Below are 21,140 nucleotides of genomic sequence, written 5' to 3' on the forward strand. Positions count from 1 at the left end.
GGATTAAAATGGAAAATTATTTAAAGGAAAAAAATGAAGTCATACAGGCTGGCAAAGCTATGCTAAATGAAGGATATACCGTTGGAACCTGGGGAAATATAAGCGTTCGTTCTGATGATGGAAAATATATGATTATAACCCCAAGTGGAGTTGATTATGAAATCATAACCCCTGAGATAATGTCAGTGGTTGATATGGAAGGAAATTTAGTCTCAGGTAAAACACCTTCAATTGAAACAGGACTTCATCTTGCCATATACAAAAACAGGCCTGAAATAAATGCAATTATGCATTCGCATTCTATATATACCTGCGCAATAGCAGCAACAAGGGAAGAAGTGCCTCCAGTATTAGATGAATTGGCTCAAATAGTTGGTGGAGGAATAAAGGTTGCAGAATATGGACTCCCTGGTTCTAAGGAGCTTGCTGAAAATTGCGTAAAGGCCCTTGAAGATAGAATGGCAGTACTCCTTGCAAATCATGGAGGAGTGTGTGTTGGACGAAATATTAAGGAGGCTTATAAGATAACAAAGGTTGTAGAAGTCTCTCTTCAATCCTATTGTTTAGCAAAAAGTATAGGATGCCCAGTGGCACTTTCAAAAGAGCAGGTAGACTTTATGAGAAACTTCTTTTTAAACGCCTATGGAAAGCAAAATAAATAAAGAGAGAAGGTTATATAATGAAGGCTTTGGTTACTGCTGAAATAAATGAAGGTATAATAAGCGAGCTTAAGGACTATATGGAGCTTACCTTCGAAGGCTGGGGCAAGGAATTAAGAAAACTTACAGAGGATGAGATGATTTATTTCCTTAAAGATAAGGAAGTTTTAATTACAAGCTATGATCCAATTACAAGAAAGGTTATAGAAGCATGCCCGAATTTAAAACTAATAGCCTGTACCCGTGCTAATCCTGTAAATATAGATATAGATTGTGCAAAAGAAAGAAATATACCTGTAATATATACACCGGGAAGAAATTCAGATTGTACAGCGGAATTTACAATAGCATTAATGCTAGGTATAGGAAGAAAAATACCTATGGCCTATAAGAGCTTAAAGGATGGAAGGTATTTATCAGATAAAAAAGTAGAAAATGAAGCAAAAGAGGGACTAAAGGAGGATGTAACCTGGGCTCTTGGAGCAGGGACTCCCTATGTAGAGTTTAAAGGAACACAGCTTAAAGGACATACTCTAGGACTACTTGGATATGGAAGTATAGGCAGGAGAGTGGCAAGTATTGCAAAAGCCTTTGGAATGAAGATATATATATATGATCCTTTTATATCAGAAATAGAGTTAAATGATAATGCACAGACAAAGGTTTCCCTTGAAAAGTTACTTAAAGAATCGGATTTTATAAGTTGTCATTGTAAGGTTGATGAAAGTACAAGGGGACTTATGGGTAAAGAAGCCTTTGATATGATGAAGAATACAGCTTATTTTATAAATACTTCAAGAGGGGCTATAGTGGATGAAGAAGCTTTGATAGAGGCCTTAAGAGGAAAGAAAATTGCAGGAGCAGCCATTGATGTATTTAGCGCAGAACCTTTATTTAAGAATCATCCTTTTGTGAAAGAGCTCAGCAATATAGTTATCACACCTCATCTTGCAGGAGCAACCTATGATGCCATAAATAATCATTCCATAATGATTGTTCAAGATATAAAAAGTTTCTTAAAGGGCGAGAGAATGCTGCATGAATATAAATAAGCAAATTAGGGGGATAGGAAATGAACAAATTTGAAAAATGGGGACCATGTACAAAAGCAGTACACGTTGGTTCAGAACCTTGTCCAGCTACTGGAGCACTAGTGGCACCTATATACCAAACTTCTACCTATGCTTATGAAAGCACAGATGAAGCAGCGGAGGTATTTACGGGACAAAAATTTGGATATCTTTATGGAAGAGATCACAGCCCAACGGAATACCAGCTGGAAGAAAAGCTTGCAGCCTTAGAGGGAGGAGAAGCATGTAAGTTTTTTGCATCTGGAATGGCTGCTATTGCAAATGCACATATGGCATTATTAAAAGCAGGAGACCATGTAATATGCGGAGCTGTTGTATATGGAGGCACCTATGGATTATTTGACAAGATGCTTAGACCCTTTGGAGTAGATGTAACTTATGTAGAAACCTCAGATATAGAAGCTTTAAGAAAAGCATTAAAGTCTAATACAAAGGTTGTTCATGTGGAAACTCCAGCAAATCCTACTCTGAGAATAACTGATATAGCAGAAGTTTCAAGGTTTTGTAAAGAAAATAACTTAAAGCTCATTGTAGATAACACATTTTGCACGCCCTATGTCCAAAGACCCTTAGAACTTGGAGCAGACATTGTAGTTTATAGTGCTACTAAGTACTTAAATGGCCATGGAGACTGTATTGCAGGAGCCATAGTAGGATCAAAGGAATTTATAACAAAGGGACTTCATGAAGGAGTTACGAAGCTTGGAGCATTAATTTCTCCATTCACAGCTTTCCTTGTAAAAAGAGGAATGCAGACATTAACTCTTAGAATGGATAAACACTTATCAAATGCAATGAAGGTTGCAGAGTATCTTGAAAACCATCCTAAAGTTCAATGTGTAATATACCCAGGGCTTAAGTCTTTCCCTCAACATGAACTTGCCAAGAAACAAATGAGGGGCTTTGGAGCTATGATATCACTAGAAGTTAAAGGCGGACTTGAAAATGCTAGAGCCTTATGTAATAACCTTAAGATGATAAAAATAGCAGTAAGTCTTGGAGATGTAGGAACACTTATAGAGCATCCAGCTACAATGACACACAAATCATTACCAGTGGAAGAAAGAAAGGCAAGTGGAATTACCGATGGATTAATAAGACTTTCAATAGGAATTGAAGACCCAGAAGACATTATTAATGATTTAGAGCAGGCTTTTGAGAAAATTTGATGTAAATCCAATAACAGTTAAACATTTCTAGGATTCATTATATCGGAGAAATGAAGAGCGGGGAGGTTAATATTCATGGGAAAACGTTTATATTCAGTAGGAGTATGGGCATTTGGTTCCTGCAGTGATAGGTTTTGTGAAGCTGGATATCATGAAGGCAGAACTTTTAAAGAAAAGGTAGAATGTGCAAGTAAGGTAAAGGGACTTTCTGGTATAGAAATACACTATAATGGAGATTTTACAAAAGCAAATGCAGAAGAAACTAGAAAGATAATACAAGATGCAGGACTTAGAGTATCAGCAATAAATTGTGAAACCTTTGGAAATAGAATTTTTGCTAAGGGAGCTTTAACTTCAACAGATTCTAAGATAAGGCAAAGTGCCATAGACATTGTAAAAGCAGCGGGCGAAATGACAGAATATTTCGACGCGTCTCTTGTGAATTTATGGCCAGGAGCTGATGGGTTTGATTACTCCTTCCAAATAGATTTTGTAAGAGAATATGAACTGTTAATGGATTCTATAAGACAAATTACAGAGGCTAATCCAAAGGTTAAGTGTTCTCTAGAATACAAATTAAGAGAGCCTAGAATGAGGTCAACTATCGGAACTGCTTGCAAGGCATTAGCAGTTACAAATGAAATTTCTAAAGAAAATTTAGGAGTTACTTTGGATTTTGGTCATTCTATTGCAGCAAAAGAAAGTCCAGCTGAAGCAGCAGCTTTCTTAAGTAGATATAATAAATTATTTCATGTTCATTTAAATGATAATACAAGAGATTGGGATGATGACTTAATTACGGCTTCTTATCATCTATGGGAAACATTAGAGTTTTTATATTATTTAAAGAAATGTAATTACAATGGCTGGATAGGCTTTGACATGTCCCCTTGGAGAGAAGATCAAATAAAGGCTGTTGAACATTCTATAGAAATAGTAGAAAAGATGTTTGGATATGTAGATGAGATAGATGATGAAGAATTAAGTGAAGCCCTTAAGGACACCAATGCTCTTAGAAGTCACAGACTTTTATGGGATAAATTATTTAAGTAAAGGTGAAAGGGGGGAGAATTATGTATTGTATGGACATGACTGGAAAGGTAGCAATTATTACAGGGGGAGCAAGGGGTATAGGCAGAGCAATTGTAGAAGCTTTTGTAGAATGTGGAGCAAAGGTTGTTGTAGCTGATATAGACTTTGAAGAAGCATCAAAGCTTTGCAAGGAAATAGGGGAAGAAATAGCCCTGCCAATAGGCTTAAATGTAACTAAAAAGGAAGAGGCTGAAGATATGGTGAAGAAGGCCGTAGAAAAGTTTAAACGGGTAGATATATTAGTTAATAATGCAGGAACTTCAACTATGGATTATGTTGAAGACATCAAAGAGGAAGACTGGGATAAGATAATGGATATTAACGCAAAAGGGGTACTTTTATGTTCCCAGCCAGTGCTGAAGTTTATGAAAAAAGAGTCTATAAAGGGAAAGATAATTAATATAGCTTCTCAAGCAGGAAAAAATGGCTATAGATGTATGGGAAATTACTGTGCTTCAAAGCATGCAGTAATGGGACTGACAAAAGTTATGGCAGTAGAAAATGCTAAGTACGGTATAAATATTAATGCAGTATGTCCAGGAATAATTGAAACAGATATGAAAAGAAGAGAAAGAGTTTGGGGCGGAGCTTTAAGAAAAATGGAGGCTAAAGACATAGAAAACGAGGATAATTCTCAAGTGCCGCTAGGAAGAACGGGGCAGCCTGAGGATGTAGCAAATGTGGTAATGTTCTTAGCTTCTAAATATTCAGATTACATGACAGGTCAAGGAATAAATGTCACTGGTGGAATGACAATGAACTAATAATATTTTGAGAATGGAATAATTAAAACTAATTATCTTGCCTTTAAAATAATTATAAATTTATATGGGGGATGTAAAATGAAAAAAAGCAAACTCAGAAATATTATAAGTATGTCCTTAATTTTAGGTATGGCTTTGATATCTTTATCAGGCTGCGGATCAAGTAAAAGTGATAAGGCTGAAACCATAAAAGTAGGATATATTGGAGCACTTTCAGGGGATACAGCTGTTTGGGGTCAAGCTGGATTAAATGGTATGAAACTTACTGCAAAGAAAATTAATGCTGAAGGCGGAATACTTGGTAAGCAAGTTGAAATAGTATCTCTTGATGGACGTGGGCAGCCAGTTGACTCAGTTAATGCTTTTAATAAATTAGCAGATCAAAAAGATGTTATTGCAGTTGTTGGAACAAACTTCTCAAGCTGTAATATTGCAATGGCGCCTATTGCAGATTCAAAGAAGATTCCTTTAATTGCAACAGCAGCGTCAAATTTAAGGGTTACTGTTGATGAGCAAGGGAATTTACATCCATACTCATTTAGAATAGGATTTATTGATCCTTTCCAAGGAGAGGTTCTTGCAAACTTTGCATCAAAAGAGTTAAAAGCTAAAACTGCTGCAGTTATGACTGACGTTGGCTCGGATTACTCCACAGGACTTACATCATACTTCATTGAAAGCTTCCAAAAGAGCGGCGGAACTATAGTAGAAAAAGCAACAGGACACTCAGGAGATAATGATTTCCGTGCGCAGCTAAGTAAAATTGCTCAAAAGAATCCAGACGTTGTTTTAGTTCCATGGATTTATAAAGATGTTGCTTTAATTGTTAATCAAGCAAGAGAGCTTGGAATAAAATCAGTATTTCTTGGTGGAGATGGCTGGGACTCAAAGGAAATCTTAACTATGGCTGGTCCAGCACTTGAAGGCTGCTATTATACATCACAGCCATCCTTTGCAAGACCTATTACAAAACCATATCATGATGAATATGTGAAAGAATTTAATAATTTAGTTCCTGAAACAGAGGCGCTTTTTGCACATGACGGACTTTATTGGATAAAAGATGCATTAGTAAGAGCAGGAAAAGTTGATAGAACAGCATTAAGAGATCAATTAGAAAAGACTGAAAAGTTTGATGGACTTCTTGGAAGCATGAGCATTGACCCAAAAACTCATAATCCATCTAAACCATGCAGTATTTATCAAGTTAAAAATTCTAAATTTGAATATGTTGGAGATTTTAAGTAAGTTTAATTTGTTTTAGGAAAGTGGGACTGTCTCAAAAGGAACTATTCATAATATGTACTTAAACATTGCGAGATAGTCCCGCCAAATTATAAAGGAGGAGGGGCGTAGATGTTACTTCAGCAGATTATAAATGGCATTTCAATTGGTGGAATTTATGCACTGCTTGCTACAGGTTATGCACTTATATATAGTTTACTTGGATTTTCTAACTGGGCCCATGGCGATGTTGCCATGCTAGGTGCTTATATGGGACTTTTAAGTGTTACCACAGGTAATATGCCATTCTGGCTTTCTGCTATCATTGCAGTAATGGGTGCAGGGATAATTAGCATATTAAATGAAAGAATTGCATATAGGCGCATTAGAAATAATAATTCACCTACAATGTTTTTAATGATAGCAGCTATGGGACTATCAATAACCTTTCAAAATGCAGTGATGTTATTAATTGGACCAAAATTTAAGACATTTCCTCCAGTGTTTCCTGTAAAGGCATTGTCCTTAGGAAACGTAAAAATAGGAGTTCTTGATATATTTTCACTTATTATTGTACTTACAGCATTAATTTTACTCTCGTTTTTAATTAATAAAACTAAATTTGGCCTTGCAGTTAGGGCGGTATCTTCAAATATGAGAACAGCTTCAATCCTTGGAGTAAACGTTGATAAATATATAATGCTTGTATTCTTTCTTTCTGGAGCACTTGCAGGAGCAGCTGGGATGCTCCTTGGAATGAAATACACTGTATATCCCCTTATGGGAAATACCTCGCTAAAGGCATTTATAGCATCAGTACTTGGAGGTCTTGGCAGTGTTCCAGGAGCGATAATTGGTGCTTTTATTATTGGACTAATGGAGACTTTTGTATCTGCTTATATTAACACAACACTTAGGGATTTATTTGTTTTTGGACTTCTTGTATTAATTCTTCTTGTTAAACCTACTGGTCTTTTGGGTAAAGAAGTGGAAGATAAAGCTTAAAGAAAGTTGGTGAAAAAATGTCAGGATATGTTGGAGGAATAATTATACTTGTAGGTATTAACATAATAGCTGTTCTTGGAATATCAATACTCACAGGCTTTACAAGATTGTTTTCCTTTGGTAATGCAGGCTTTATGTCAATAGGAGCATACACTTCTGCGATTTTAACAACTAAGTTCCATGTTCCATTTGTTATGGCAGTGATATTAGGTGCTTCTATGGCTTCTATTTTAAGTTATGGACTTGGAAAACTTACATTAAATCTTAAGGGAGACTATTTTTTAATTACAACCCTTGGTTTTGGAGAATGTACAAGAGTATTTATGGAGTATATGGATAGGTATACAGGGGGAGCAAGGGGATTTGCAGGTATTAAGCAAAGTACTTCTATAACAGTTGTCATAGTTTCTGTTATACTTGCATCCTTTTTAGCTTGGAATTTCACTCATTCAAAGTATGGAAGAAACTTAGTTGCAGTTAGAGAACAGGAGGTAGCTGCAGCTGCGTCTGGTGTTGATGTGGTAAAGGCAAAGCAAATGTCATTTACAATCAGCGCATTTCTTGCAGGATGGGCAGGGGCATTATTTGCTCATTACTATACCTTTATAACTCCTGCAATGTTTAATCTTGATAAATCATCAGAGCTCACCATAACTGTTGTTATTGGTGGTCTTGGAAGCTTAACAGGCTCAATTATATCCACAGTAATACTTACGGTGCTTCCAGAGGTTATGAGAGCTTTTGCAAGTTATAGAATGTTATTTTATGGACTGGCAGTTGTTCTTGTTATAACACTAAGACCAAGTGGACTTATGGGATATAGAGAATTCTCACTTTCAGGTATTAAAAGGCTTTTTACCAAAAAGCATACTGCAGAGGTGAATAAAAATGAGTGAAATAATTTTAGAAATGAAAAATGTAAATAAGCAGTTTGGTGGAGTAAAGGCAATTGATAATTTTTCCGTTGAGCTTGAGAAAGGTAAAATCCATGGGCTGATTGGTCCAAATGGAGCTGGTAAGACAACAATATTTAATAATATCACTGGTATTTATGCACCTACATCAGGAACCATTCATTTTGACGGCAATGATATAACTGCACAAAAGCCTTTTATGATTGCAAGAATTGGTATAGCAAGAACCTTTCAAAACATAAGATTGTTTTCCCAGGTATCTGTTCTTGAAAATATTTTAATAGCAAGTCATATGGATGCAAAATATAATTTTTTTACTGCGGTAACTCATATAGGTAAGTATAGAAAAAATGAAAAGGATTTAAAAGAAAAGGCGATAAATTTACTTAAAATACTGGAACTTGACCATAAGATAAACGATTTGGCTGGAAGTCTTCCCTATGGTGATCAAAGAAAGGTTGAAATAGCTAGAGCACTTGCACTGAATCCAAAGCTTCTTCTTCTTGACGAACCAGCGGCGGGTATGAATCATGAGGAATCAAAGGAGCTTGTTAATTTCATAAAGGAATTAAAGGAAAAATTCAATTTGACAATACTGATGATTGAGCATCATATGGACGTAGTTTCGGGACTATGCGAGAATGTAACGGTTCTAAATTTTGGTAAGACTATTGCATGTGGAAATACAGATGAGATAAAGAATAATAAGGTAGTTATAGAGGCGTACCTTGGAGAGGAGGAGAGCAGCGATGTTAAAGGTAGATAATTTAAGAGCAAGATATGGTGGAATTAACGCAATAAGGGGAGTAAGTATAGATGTTAATGATAATGAGATAGTAGCCATTCTTGGTTCAAATGGGGCAGGAAAATCAACTTTGCTTAAATGTATTACAGGGCTTATGAAATGTGAGTCAGATGGCATTACCTTTGATGGCAATAAGATTCCCTCATCTCCTTATGAAGTAGTTAAAATGGGAATTTCCCATGTTCCAGAGGGAAGGCAGATATTCCCTAATCTTACTGTTTACGAAAATCTAATGGTAGGTGCGTTTCTTAGAAATAAAAGGAGTGAAATAGAAAAGGATTTAAAACATATATATGAGCTTTTTCCAATATTAAAGGAAAGAGAACAGCAGTATGGAGGGCTTTTAAGCGGTGGAGAACAGCAAATGCTTGCAATTAGCAGAGGACTTATGGCAAAACCAAAGCTTCTTCTTCTTGATGAACCATCCCTTGGACTTGCTCCAATAATTGTAAATCAAATTTTTGAAATTATTAAGGAAATTAATAAAGAGGGAACAGGAATATTGATTGTTGAACAAAATGCATATAAGGCTCTAAGGATATGTGATAGGGCATATATGTTAGATGTTGGCAAGATAGAAGATACAGGTACAGGTAAGGAACTCCTGGAGAAAGAAGATCTAGCCAAACATTATCTTGGGAAGTAGAGATAAAAGAAGCAATAGAATAATCCATTGCTTCTTTTATTTGCGTGTGTAGAGTAAAATATTATCAGGGGATGAGTGGAACATAATCCATATTATATGGAAAACATGTAATTAAATCGCGTACACGTCCTTGTATATGGAATTAAGTTCATAAATTACAAACAACCCACTATTGTTGTTAATATATCGTTCATATTATTATTAACATGCAATGGCGAAAGGAGAGAATTTATGAACAAACTATTTCAACAACGTATAGCAACAATGCTTATTGTATTTATGATTACTGTAATGCTTCCTGTCAGGGTATTTGCAGCAGGTGAAGACGGCATAGTTACTACTGCACAGGAAATCTCAGAAAACATAAATATAGAATCAGAAGAATTGGAAGCAAAAATAGTTGGGGAGGTGAAGGAAAAAAGAGAGAAAAACGTTAAATACTTTTTTAAGGACAATGGAACCTATGAGGCTGCAATTTATAATACTCCAGTGCATTACTTAGAAAATGGAGTATGGAAGGATATCGATAACAGCTTGATAGAGGAAAAGGATGAAGAAAACAGTAATGTTTTAGGTAACAGAGAAAACGATTACAAAGTAAAGATAGCAAAAAATTCTAATGCTAAAAAGCTTGTAACAATTGCAAAAGATAACTATGAACTTTCTTGGAATATAGAAAATCCTAAAGAGTCCCCTGTTGTGGTACAAGCTTTAGAGGAAGCAAAGCTCAATGAAGATACAGAAAAGGAAACATTATATGATTTAGAAACAAATAAAATTTATAAGAAAAAATCTGAAACAGAAAAGGAAAAGATAAAGAAAAACGCCATTGAAAATGAAAAGAAGAAAATTGTTAAAAATACCTCATCTTCAGTAAAGTTTACTGAAATTTTTGAAGGGGTAGATATAAGCTATGACATTTTAAGTGATAATGTGAAAGAAAACATAATTATAAACAAGCCTATTGAAAACAGCACTTTTAAATTTAATTTATACATAAAAAACTTAGTACCAAAACTTCAAAAGGACAAGACAATAGTATTTTATGACAAAAATGATACAAGTAAAGCAGTATTTATGATGAAAGCACCTTTTATGGTGGATGCTAAAAATCAGCATAGTGAAAATGTAGAAATATCTTTAGAGGAAAATGAAAATGGGTATGCTCTTTTACTAACCCCAGATGAGGAATGGTTAAATGACAGCAGCAGGGCATTCCCAGTAGTCCTTGATCCGCCAGTTAAAACGAATTTAGGCATTAATAGTATCGAGGATACTTTTGTAGCATCAAAACTCCCTACGGAAAATAAGTATAACTCAATACTTATTGGAGCAGGCAATGGAAGTGCTTCAGGAGTTACACGAAGCTTTTTAAAGTTTGAACTTCCAGAAGACTTAAAGAAGCCAGGCTCTGTAGTTGTAAATGCAAAACTTAATTTATCACTATTTACAGAAAATATGCAGGCTATGTACGTAGATGTGCATAAGGTACTAGCAAACTGGGATTCAAAAACAATAACTTGGAATAATAAACCCGATTATTATACTTATATAGAAGATTATGAAGTTGTAAAAGGCATATTACGAACTTGTTTTGATTGGGATATAACAAGTATAGTAAGAGAATGGTACAAAAATGGAAATAACTATGGAGTAATGATTAAGGCCCATGATGAGAGCACTGGTTATAATGAATTTTTATCTTCGGATTGTTCAGATGCCTATGCGTCATCTAGACCCCAAATTGTTATACAGTATGTAAATAACTCAGGACTTGAAGATTATTGGACTTATCATTCCCAAGATGCAGGCAGAGCAGGTACAGGATACATAAATGATGCTAATGGAAATTTAGTATTTACTCATAACGACTTAACTATGAATGGGAATAGAATGCCAGTTAGCATAAGTCATGTGTTTAATAGCAATGATAGAGCATCCAGTATGGGCTATGGAAATGGATGGAGATTAAATTTAAGTCAAAGAATAACTCCTAAAAGTTTTGAGGGAACTATATGGTACGAGTATATAGATGGAGATGGAACAAGAGTATACTTTAAGCCGGATTCACAGCCGGGAGTTTATAAAGATGAATCAGGAACGGAGCTGACTCTTAACAAAAATGCGGATGGAACTTTTACTATAAATGATAAGATGGATAATCTATTAATTTTTACATCCGCAGGATATTTGCTGAAAATACAAGACAGTAATGGAAATGTACAATTGCTTTCCTATCAAGGAACAACCCTAAAAAGTATAACGGATGGAGCAGGAAGAACTACAAACTTTAGAATATCAGATAGCGGGTATCTACTTGGAATTATAGAGCCAAGCGGAAGAGAAACAAGCTTTGCATATACTGGAACAAAACTTACTAAAATAACTTATCCAGATGGAAAGATAGCACTTTACGATTACGATATTAATAATAATTTAATAAATGTAACAAATATTGATGGATATAAAATAACCTATGGTTACAACACAAATGCTCCATATACAGTAAAAAGTGTACAGGAAACAGGAACAGATGGGACTCCAGGAGGAAATTTAAATTTAGTTTATGGTACCAATACCACTATATTTACCCAAATAATTGATAATGCACAGCCAATACCAAATATAAATAGAAATATATACCAATTCAATAATTACGGGAACACTATAAGCATAAAGGAAAATGATGATGCTACTGCGGTATCTTATAGGTTTGGCAGAGAGGAAAATAAAGATAAAAATAAATTAATCTTTGAATCTAAAATTCAAAAAACTATCACGAATCATTTGAAGAATCATAATGTGGAGATTACAAACGACAGCTGGAGTGGAGATTACTGGGGAACTTCCTTAGGAAGTACTGCATTTACCACAGAAGCTAAATATATAGGGAATCAATCCATAAAGATAACAAAAACAAATAATACAGCGAGACACTTTTACAACCAATTATTAACTCTAGAAAAAGGTAAAACCTATACTCTTTCAGGTTATGTAAAAGGCTCAGGAATTTCAAGCACTAATGGAAAAGGCGCAGCCCTATTTGTAAATTATCAAAATAAAGCCGGAACTTATGAAACGGTGGAATCAAAGTTTATAAGCGGAAATAAGGACTTTGAAAGAATTGAAGTAACATTTACAGTACCTAGTGATGCACTATCTGCCAACGTATATGCAAGGGCCGGGTTGATTGAAGAAACAGGTACAGCTTATTTTGATTGCCTTCAGCTTGAAGAAGGAGAAATGTCTAATAGATATAACCTTGTAGAAAATTCAGATTTTAATTATGGAACTACTGTTCCAACTTATTGGAATAAAAATTCATATAGTACTGTAGATGATATATCTACTAAAGTAAATGAAAAATCTACTTTTCAATTTAAGGGCTCAGCAACCTTAAAAAAGAACATCAACCAAACTATAAAGATTTCAGGTAAGGCAGATGATGTATTTATACTTAGTGGATGGGCTATGGGAAATTCTGTACCTGTAAGCGAAGAAGGAGAAAGATACTTTGCCTTAGATATTGGATTTAAAAAGGCAGATGGAAGTTATGTGTATAAAGTTGTACCTTTTAATGAAGATACAACAGGCTGGCAGTATGCAGCAGATGAGATAGTTCCAGGGGTAGATTATACAGAAGTAAATGTATATGGATTATATTACAATAACTTCAATACTGTAAACTTTGATAATATACAGCTTTATAGAGAAGAATTTGGAACAAATTATAATTACAATGCACAAGGAAATTTAGAATCTAATAAGGACTTATCAGGCAATGATATTAAATTTGGATATGATGGCAATAACAATAGGACTTCAATTACTGAAGGAAGCCAGGTGAAATTAACTTCACAGTATGATCCTAAGCATAATTTAGATAATGAAACCACAGCTGAAAATGTAATATCTTCTTTTGAACAGGATTCCTACGGAAATCCTACAAAATCTAAAGTAGGAAATGAATCATTATTTATGGAATCAGAATCTGCTTATACAACTAGTGGAAATTATATGTCCCAGAGCACAGATTCCTCTGGAAATAAGGTAAACTATAGTTATGATGAAACTAAGGGAACTTTAAATAATGTTAAGGATGCAAGGGGAAATACTATAAATTACACCTATGATAATATGGATAGGGTAAATAGTGTATCCAGCATGGCAGATGGACAAGAGGTTAAAAACAGCTATGGTTATGAAAATGATAAGTTAAAATCTATAACTCATAATGGTTTTAATTATAACTTTTTATATGATTCCTTAGGAAATAACACAGAAGTTTCCGCAGGAAATCAAAGATTAATAAAAAATACCTTTGATAACTTAACAGGAAATCTCACTAAATCTGAATATGGAAATGGACAAACAACTTCAATTATTTATGATTATCTAGGAAGAGCTACCGGAAGAACATATAATGGAGTAGAAAAGTTTAAGTATTCCTATGATGCTTCAGGGAATCTAGGGAAGCACGTAGATTTAGAAAATGGTGTAACCTATAGATACTTCTATGACATGGCGAATAAGCTTACAAAAATCGAAGATTCAAATAAAAACAGCACTGAATATAATTTTAATATAGGCAGTAATTTAACTGGCATTACAGAAAAAATCAATAATGCTACTTATTCTACTACCTATGGATATGATAAGGACAATAGATTAAAAGAAACAAAGTACGGCAGTAATTCAGTACTTTTAAATTACGATACTTTAGCAAGGCTTAAAGATTCTACTATAAACACTGGAGAAGCCAGCTTTAAAACAAGCTATGAGTACGAAGCTGGTGCTAAAGCAAATTCTACTACAGAAAAAGTAAGTGTATTAGACAACAATGGAGAAAAAATAGGGTATACTTATGATAAAAATGGCAACATAGAAACTATAACCTATAACAAAGGTGAAGGTACTGAAAATCAAAAGAAAATATACTACACTTATAACGAGTTAAATGAGCTTATACGTGAAGATAATGAACTTCTTAATAAAACCATAAAGTACTCCTATGATCTAGGAGGAAACATACTAAAAAGAGAAGAATTTAACTACACTAGAGAAGTACCGCAGACATTAGTTAAAACCTATGAATATAAGTATGAGGATACAAATTGGAAGGATAAACTTACAAGCTTTGATGGAAAACCAATAACCTATGATGCTATAGGAAATCCATTAAGCGATGGAAACTATACTTATACCTGGGAGCAAGGAAGACAGCTAAAATCCATAACAAAGGAAAACTTAAACATTTCCTTCAAATACAATGATGCAGGTATAAGAACAGAAAAAACAGTAAATGGCAAAACCACAAAGTATCATCTAGTAGGAGACAAAGTAACTTTTGAAACTGATGGTGAAAACAGTATATACTATACTTATGATGTAGGTGATAAACTTGTATCCATGAATTTAAACGGAGTAGAGTATTGCTACATAAGAAATCTTCAAGGCGATATTACAGGATTATTTGATAAGACAGGAACGCAGGTTGTAAGTTATACTTATGATTCTTGGGGGCAGCTAATCAGCATTAAAGACAAAGATGGCAGTGATGTGACTAATGTTACAACACATATAGGATATAAGAATCCGTATCGTTATCGAGGTTATCGTTACGATAGTGAAACGCAGTTATATTATTTACAATCAAGATATTATAATCCTAGCTGGGAGAGATTTATAAATGCGGATGATGCCTATATACTGCAGTTAACACAAGGACAACTTTTAGGATCAAATTTATTTAGTTATTGTTTGAATAATCCAATAAATGATGAAGATCCAAGTGGATACTATCCTTGTTGGAAGCATATGATTATAGCTGTAACAGAGATATTTGCATTTATAAACTTGATCCAAAGGCTACTGCCTATGGTAAAAGCTTCAATGAGATTTGTTTTGATGGCAAATTTAGCAGCTGTAAAAGCATCTACAGTTACAGGGAATTTATTAGTAGCATTATCAATAATTACTGGAATTACCGTATTTGTTTGGAATATAAGTTACACTGCTAGGGCACTCGCAGAAAGTATACAATATCATGTAATTAGAGGCCTAAATCCACGACATAAAGATTAGACTTTGTGGAATTGAAGTTATTTATGCATGACAAAATTAACTGGAGGTTATTCATATGAATTATATTCTTAAACGAGATTTAGTCATAGTAGTATGTATATTTATCTATTCTATTTATAATTGTTTTCATACTAAAAGAAAAGTTGAAGGATTCGTTTTTATTATTCTAAGTTTTTTGTCACTTATTTTTATTTTACAAGAAATGCTAAGAATATAAAGACAACTATGAACAAGCGAAAATAGCCTAGAATCAGTTGCTGCAAAGAGCCTAGGTAGTAGGTGTGTGATAGCAAATGACCTCACAAGTTCGATAATTATAAATCAAGGGTAAAAAAATACCATATAATGTTTTGGTGGGCTAGCAAATGTCAGTTTAAACAAAAGATAAACCGAAGGATGGCGAGGATGAAAGTCTGATGAAGATTTAATATGAAAGAAGTTAGATTAAAAAGATATATAGTAAATAAAGAAAGACAATAAAAAAGTTAAAAAAAACTAGAGCATCTTCAATAGTCATATTTATTATTACAATTATATTTATTTATATGCTGTGGGGACTTTAATATTTAGTAAGATTAAGCTAATAATATTGTAAAAAGTATATTATTTTAATAGTTTACAGTAAAAATAAGCCAATAGAACAATACTAGAAGTTTTATTGGCTTATTTTTTAACAAAATTTCCCTCTAAGGGAATTCATGCGGAGCTAGGAAGTATTTAGCTTTTATTATTTAAAGCTTAAACTGTCATCATAAATTGAAAGTCAATGCGGAAGCATTTTTTAAATTACATATCTATTACTATAAGATAAAGTAAAATATAAAAAGAATAACTAATGATTGGATAAAGTATCAGTTATATAAGAAATGCCCAAGGAGACATAATAGGATTATTTGATAAGACAGGAACACAGGTTGTAAGTTATACTTATGATTCGTGGGGGCAGCTAATCAGCATTAAAGACAAAGATGGCAATGATGTGACTAATGTTACAACACATGTAGGATATAAGAACCCATATCGATATAGAGGTTATAGATATGATGATGAAACTCAGTTATATTATTTACAATCAAGATATTATGATCCTAGCTGGGGAAGATTTATTAATGCGGATGATGTCGGTATATTACATTTAACACAAGGAGAACTGTTAGGAGCAAATTTATTTAGTTATTGTGTCAATAATCCTATTAATAATATGGACCCTAGTGGTTTATTTGCAATGAGAGTAAGTGATGTGACTGGCTTAATTGATACAATAATTACTGCAATTCCTTTTATGCGTGACGTAAGTAGAATGCTTAAATATGCAAAACGTGGTGGAAAACTTACTGATGTTTTGTCAGGATTTTATATGGAGACATTTAAACTGGCTACAGAAAAAGTTGTTGGTAGATTAGGCTTGCAGAGATCTATAGCAGGCAAATTGTTTGCAGTTATGAATGAGGCGTTCAAAAATATGACAGGAATTTCAGCTGGAAGTTTAATCACGTATGGATTAACAAGGATTTTTCCAACTGTTATATGGAAGGTTCGTAAGTATTGGTACTGGGGACCGATAGAAGATACTAAATTTATAATTTTTTCAAAGGAGAAGAAATGATGGATTTTTTTTGGAAAGCTATAGGTATAATTTTAACAGTAGCTTTGTGTTTGCCAGCTATAGTAATTTATAAAAATGATTATAATTTAATGATAAATAATATTATCATAATGACAAAGCAATATAAGTTGAAGGTAGTGCGTCATGAATCTGGTGACAAAGTTATTTTTATCAATGGCAAAGAGAAGATGGATTATGTCAGAGCCTTTAATCAAAACATTTTGCGTATCTTCGTATATGGTGAGAAAGGTTACTATATAATTAGTAAATGCACAGGAAAAATGTTATTTTACGAAAGTTATGAGTTAATTCCCCCAAAGTATAAATATGCTTTTGATAAAGTTATTGATAATTAAAGTTAAAAGAATATCAAATACACTAAAAAACTAGCTAAGTGAGAAAGTAGTAACTTAAAGTGTTTTCAATATAGTTACTATAATAGAATTCTCAAAATAATAGTTGTTGAATCTTAATTCAACAGTTAAAATCTGCTAAGTCTGCGTTACCCAAGTAAATAATCAAAGAGGGAAGTGAAATTTGAATTTAAAAATTTTACTTCCTTTTTTAAAATGATTTATTATGGACATTTTTTATAAATTCTCTATGGGAAATTCCGTTCCAACCGGTGAAGAAGGAGAAAGATATTTTGCCTTAGATATTGGAATTAGAAAGACAGATGGAACTTATCAGTATAAAGTTGTACCCTTTAATGAGGATTCCACAGGCTGGCAGTATGCAGCAGATGCAGTTATTGCAGAGGCGGATTATACAGAAGTAAATGTATATGGACTATATTATAACAATTTAAATACTGTAAATTTTGATAATATACAGCTTTACAGAGAAGAATTTGGACAAAGCTATACTTACGATAAGGATGGTAACTTAATATCTACACAGGATTTAGCAAAACAAACATCCACCTTTGTGTATGACACTAATAATAACTTAATTAAAGCTGTAGACCCCAAGGGATCAGCCTTTGAATATCATTATGATGAAGCAGGGAAAAACTTAACCAGTGCAAACTCTGCTGAAAATGTGGTATATTCATTTCAATATGATTCCTACGGAAACCCTAAAACAGCAAAGGTAGGAAGTGATTCATCATTTATAGATTCAGGATCTACCTATACTACTAGTGGAAATTATATGTCTGAGCTTACAGACGCATCTGGAAATAAGATTACCTACAGCTACGATGAAACCAAAGGAAACTTAAGTAGTGTTAAAGATGCAAAAGATAAGACTACTACCTACACCTATTATGATGATTCAGATAAGCTAGAAAGTGTATTCAAACAAGTAGATGGACAAGAAGTTAAAAATGTCTATAAATATAAAGATGAAAATAAGGATGACAAATTAGAAACTATAACTCACAATGGATTCAATTATAAATTTGAGTATGATGTTTTTGGTAATAATAATAAGGTTTCTGTAGGAGATCAAAATTTAATAACCAATACCTTTGATAACCTAACAGGAAATCTTACTAATTCAACATATGGTAATGGACACATAACCTCAATTATTTACGATACCTTAGGAAGAATTACAGGCAGAAAATACAATGGAGTAGAAAAATTTAGATACTCCTATGATGCTTCTGGTAACTTAGGAAAACATGAAGATTTAGAAAATGGTGTAAGCTATAGATATTTCTATGATATGTCAAACAGGCTTACAAAAATCGAAGATTCTAATAAAAACAGCATTGAATATAATTTTGATTTAAACAGCAATCTAAATACAATTACAGAAAAAATAAATGATGGATCTTATCATACAAAGTATGAATATGATAAGGATAATAAGTTAAAGAGCATATACTATGATAGATTTAAAGTAGAAAGCTCAAAAATAGAAAGATTTTCTTTAGATGGTATTCTTATAGGGGACAAGGGTACAAAGCCTTATAGTGAAAATGGGAAATTTGAAAATGATGAGGTAGGGGGAGTTGCCTTAGCAGCCCGCAGTGGAACTGATCCTACAAAGGTGCTTTATAACCTTGGAATGAATAAAGTATCTGGAACTATGGGTGTATGGTTTAATACTTCACAAGATAAAACCACAAGACACGTCATAGGAAATCAAAAGGATACATCACAATTATTTAATGTATATATAGATTCAAATGACAAATTAAACTTGGCTATTATAGATAAGGGAGTGTTTAGAAACCTAATTGTTCTGCCAGATATTATAGCAAAGGATAAATGGTACTTTGTAACTTTGTCATGGTATATGGAAGGGGACACTTTAAAGTGTAAGCTTTACTTAAATGGTAAAACACCTGGAGAAGGAAGTATATTAAATCCAGTGGACTTTACAGGAGCAGTAACAGCACTAGGCAGCAGCATAAATGGTACTCAGCACCTTAACGGAAGACTTAAGCAGTTTACATTCAGTAAAGAAGTGTTAAGTAATGAGGAAATAGCTCTCATGTATGCATCAGGAAGAGCAAGTACAGGAACTTCAGTAAGTTTAAATTATGATGCTTTAGGAAGACTTATAGATAAATCTGTAAATCCTCAAAATGTAAGCTTTAAAACAACATATGAGTACGAAGCAGGGATTAAAACAAATTCAACTACAAATAAAGTAAGTATAATGAGCAACAATGGAGAAAAAATAGGGTATAGCTATGATAAAAATGGCAATATAGAAACTATAACCTATAACAAAGGTGAAGGTACTGAAAATGAAAAGAAAATATACTACACTTATAACGAGTTAAACGAGCTTATACGTGAAGATAATCAAGTGCTTAATAAAACCATAAAGTACTCTTATGACATGGGAGGAAACATACTAAAAAGAGAAGAATTTGAGTACACTAGAGAAGTGCCGCAGACTTTAGGTAAAACCTATGAATATAAGTATGAGGATACAAATTGGAAGGATAAACTAACATCTTTTTATGATGGTGAAGAAATTAAGCAAATAACCTATGATGCCATAGGAAATCCACTAACTTATGATGGCTATACTTATACCTGGGAAAATGGCAGACAGTTAAAATCTATAGTAAAGGGAAATTCAAATATTTCCTTTAAATATAACGATTCAGGCATAAGAACAGAAAAAACAGTAAATGGCAAAACCACAAAATACCACCTGTTAGGGGATAAAGTAACTTTTGAAACAGATGGTGAGAATAGTATATACTATACTTACGATAGTAATGACAATCTTGTGTCTATGAATTTAAATGGAGTGGAGTATTACTATATAAGAAATGCTCAAGGAGACATAACAGGATTATTTGATAAGACAGGTAAAACAGTAGTATCCTACAGATACGACAGCTGGGGACAGATTATAAATATAGATGGAGAACTTAAGGATACTTTAGGTAAAATTAACCCATATAGGTATAGAGGCTACAGATATGACGATGAAACATCACTTTATTACCTGCAATCCAGATATTATAATCCTAGCTGGGGAAGATTTATAAATGCGGATGGAATAGCTGGACAAACAAGCAACCTGCTTTCACATAACATGTTTGCATATTGTCTTAATAATCCAGTAAATATGGTAGATCATTATGGATTTCTACCTAAAAGGCTACAAACGACTATCAATGTAGCTTCAGGATCACTTAATATTTCAGGTGGTATTGCTATGGCAGCTTCAGGTAACCCTTTAGGTATTCTAGTAGCCTTTCACGGGGTAAACCAGTTAGCAGAGGAAGCCTTTGGGTCGAAATATAATATTGAAAAGAAAGTTTTAGGTGAAAAGGGATATTTAGCATATGATTTTGGATTAAGTTTACTCAGTCTTAAGTTTTCATTTGATGATGTACTCAGTAAAAGTTTTTCTAAAATTTATCTAAAGACAACTACAACGATTATTAAGAAGCAAAAAGGAAATGTATATAAAGGATACACATACATTAAGACTTCGTCCACTTTAAAAGGTAAAAAGACAGTTTTTGATGCCGCAAGTACTGCTGCAAGTGGTTACTCTTTGTACAGTGACCCTAAAGATATAAATAACTACCAAGCTCCTACCACGTCATATCCAAATCCAAAGTCTGATTTTGGATATAGCATTGGATTTTGTTAAATAA

14 protein-coding genes are annotated in these 21,140 nt (G+C 33.5%); all 14 read left to right on the plus strand.

All coding sequences use genetic code 11. The features are described from left to right. Positions 1-8 precede the first annotated feature (8 nt). The 14 genes from JOC70_RS14680 (at position 9) to JOC70_RS14745 (ending at position 21,136) form a co-directional block, all read left to right on the plus strand. Positions 9-662: a class II aldolase/adducin family protein gene (locus tag JOC70_RS14680; RefSeq protein WP_204599646.1), complete on the plus strand. Its 654-nt coding sequence runs from the start codon at positions 9-11 to the stop codon at positions 660-662. 17 nt (positions 663-679) lie between these two features. Beyond that, entirely contained in the window at positions 680-1,711 is a 1,032-nt protein-coding gene (locus JOC70_RS14685) for a 2-hydroxyacid dehydrogenase (protein WP_204599647.1), read from the plus strand. 20 nt (positions 1,712-1,731) lie between these two features. Further along, positions 1,732-2,919, plus strand: coding sequence for a trans-sulfuration enzyme family protein (locus JOC70_RS14690; protein ID WP_204599648.1), 1,188 nt, complete (start codon positions 1,732-1,734; stop codon positions 2,917-2,919). A 75-nt stretch (positions 2,920-2,994) separates the two neighbouring features. Continuing rightward, the gene (locus JOC70_RS14695; RefSeq protein ID WP_204599649.1) at positions 2,995-3,972 is read left to right on the plus strand and encodes a sugar phosphate isomerase/epimerase family protein; all 978 of its coding nucleotides are present in this window, start codon (positions 2,995-2,997) and stop codon (positions 3,970-3,972) included. Between the two features lie 20 nt (positions 3,973-3,992). Then, a complete protein-coding gene (locus tag JOC70_RS14700) occupies positions 3,993-4,775 on the plus strand; it encodes an SDR family NAD(P)-dependent oxidoreductase (protein ID WP_204599650.1) in 783 nt (260 codons plus the stop codon). 78 nt (positions 4,776-4,853) lie between these two features. After that, a complete protein-coding gene (locus JOC70_RS14705; protein ID WP_204599651.1) occupies positions 4,854-6,023 on the plus strand; it encodes an ABC transporter substrate-binding protein in 1,170 nt (389 codons plus the stop codon). A 108-nt stretch (positions 6,024-6,131) separates the two neighbouring features. Then, entirely contained in the window at positions 6,132-7,004 is an 873-nt protein-coding gene (locus JOC70_RS14710; protein WP_204599652.1) for a branched-chain amino acid ABC transporter permease, read from the plus strand. A gap of 17 nt (positions 7,005-7,021) precedes the next feature. Beyond that, entirely contained in the window at positions 7,022-7,900 is an 879-nt protein-coding gene (locus tag JOC70_RS14715; RefSeq protein WP_204599653.1) for a branched-chain amino acid ABC transporter permease, read from the plus strand. Then, positions 7,893-8,684, plus strand: a complete 792-nt coding sequence (locus JOC70_RS14720; protein WP_204599654.1) for an ABC transporter ATP-binding protein — start codon at positions 7,893-7,895, stop codon at positions 8,682-8,684. The genes JOC70_RS14715 and JOC70_RS14720 overlap by 8 nt, the downstream gene beginning before the upstream one ends. After that, the gene (locus tag JOC70_RS14725) at positions 8,668-9,369 is read left to right on the plus strand and encodes an ABC transporter ATP-binding protein (protein WP_204599655.1); all 702 of its coding nucleotides are present in this window, start codon (positions 8,668-8,670) and stop codon (positions 9,367-9,369) included. The genes JOC70_RS14720 and JOC70_RS14725 overlap by 17 nt, the downstream gene beginning before the upstream one ends. A gap of 231 nt (positions 9,370-9,600) precedes the next feature. Further along, positions 9,601-15,453: a DNRLRE domain-containing protein gene (locus JOC70_RS14730; protein ID WP_204599656.1), complete on the plus strand. Its 5,853-nt coding sequence runs from the start codon at positions 9,601-9,603 to the stop codon at positions 15,451-15,453. A gap of 883 nt (positions 15,454-16,336) precedes the next feature. Continuing rightward, positions 16,337-17,059, plus strand: coding sequence for an RHS repeat-associated core domain-containing protein (locus tag JOC70_RS14735; RefSeq protein WP_423880684.1), 723 nt, complete (start codon positions 16,337-16,339; stop codon positions 17,057-17,059). Beyond that, complete coding sequence (locus JOC70_RS14740) at positions 17,059-17,415, plus strand: hypothetical protein (protein ID WP_204599657.1); 357 nt, start codon at positions 17,059-17,061, stop codon at positions 17,413-17,415. The genes JOC70_RS14735 and JOC70_RS14740 overlap by 1 nt, the downstream gene beginning before the upstream one ends. A 223-nt stretch (positions 17,416-17,638) precedes the next feature. Beyond that, the gene (locus tag JOC70_RS14745) at positions 17,639-21,136 is read left to right on the plus strand and encodes an RHS repeat-associated core domain-containing protein (RefSeq protein WP_204599658.1); all 3,498 of its coding nucleotides are present in this window, start codon (positions 17,639-17,641) and stop codon (positions 21,134-21,136) included. Positions 21,137-21,140: the final 4 nt, after the last annotated feature.

It is taken from the genome of Clostridium pascui (assembly GCF_016908015.1).
GTDB lineage: Bacteria > Bacillota > Clostridia > Clostridiales > Clostridiaceae > Clostridium_AK > Clostridium_AK pascui.

Bases quoted from the DNA above. Each gene is read 5' to 3' on its own strand.
- JOC70_RS14725 (WP_204599655.1), top strand. From the start codon at position 8,668: ATGTTAAAGGTAGATAATTTAAGAGCAAGATATGGTGGAATTAACGCA.
- JOC70_RS14690 (WP_204599648.1), top strand. From the start codon at position 1,732: ATGAACAAATTTGAAAAATGGGGACCATGTACAAAAGCAGTACACGTT.
- JOC70_RS14710 (WP_204599652.1), top strand. From the start codon at position 6,132: ATGTTACTTCAGCAGATTATAAATGGCATTTCAATTGGTGGAATTTAT.
- JOC70_RS14730 (WP_204599656.1), top strand. From the start codon at position 9,601: ATGAACAAACTATTTCAACAACGTATAGCAACAATGCTTATTGTATTT.
- JOC70_RS14745 (WP_204599658.1), top strand. From the start codon at position 17,639: ATGGACATTTTTTATAAATTCTCTATGGGAAATTCCGTTCCAACCGGT.
- JOC70_RS14715 (WP_204599653.1), top strand. From the start codon at position 7,022: ATGTCAGGATATGTTGGAGGAATAATTATACTTGTAGGTATTAACATA.
- JOC70_RS14740 (WP_204599657.1), top strand. From the start codon at position 17,059: ATGGATTTTTTTTGGAAAGCTATAGGTATAATTTTAACAGTAGCTTTG.
- JOC70_RS14705 (WP_204599651.1), top strand. From the start codon at position 4,854: ATGAAAAAAAGCAAACTCAGAAATATTATAAGTATGTCCTTAATTTTA.
- JOC70_RS14695 (WP_204599649.1), top strand. From the start codon at position 2,995: ATGGGAAAACGTTTATATTCAGTAGGAGTATGGGCATTTGGTTCCTGC.
- JOC70_RS14720 (WP_204599654.1), top strand. From the start codon at position 7,893: ATGAGTGAAATAATTTTAGAAATGAAAAATGTAAATAAGCAGTTTGGT.
- JOC70_RS14680 (WP_204599646.1), top strand. From the start codon at position 9: ATGGAAAATTATTTAAAGGAAAAAAATGAAGTCATACAGGCTGGCAAA.
- JOC70_RS14700 (WP_204599650.1), top strand. From the start codon at position 3,993: ATGTATTGTATGGACATGACTGGAAAGGTAGCAATTATTACAGGGGGA.
- JOC70_RS14685 (WP_204599647.1), top strand. From the start codon at position 680: ATGAAGGCTTTGGTTACTGCTGAAATAAATGAAGGTATAATAAGCGAG.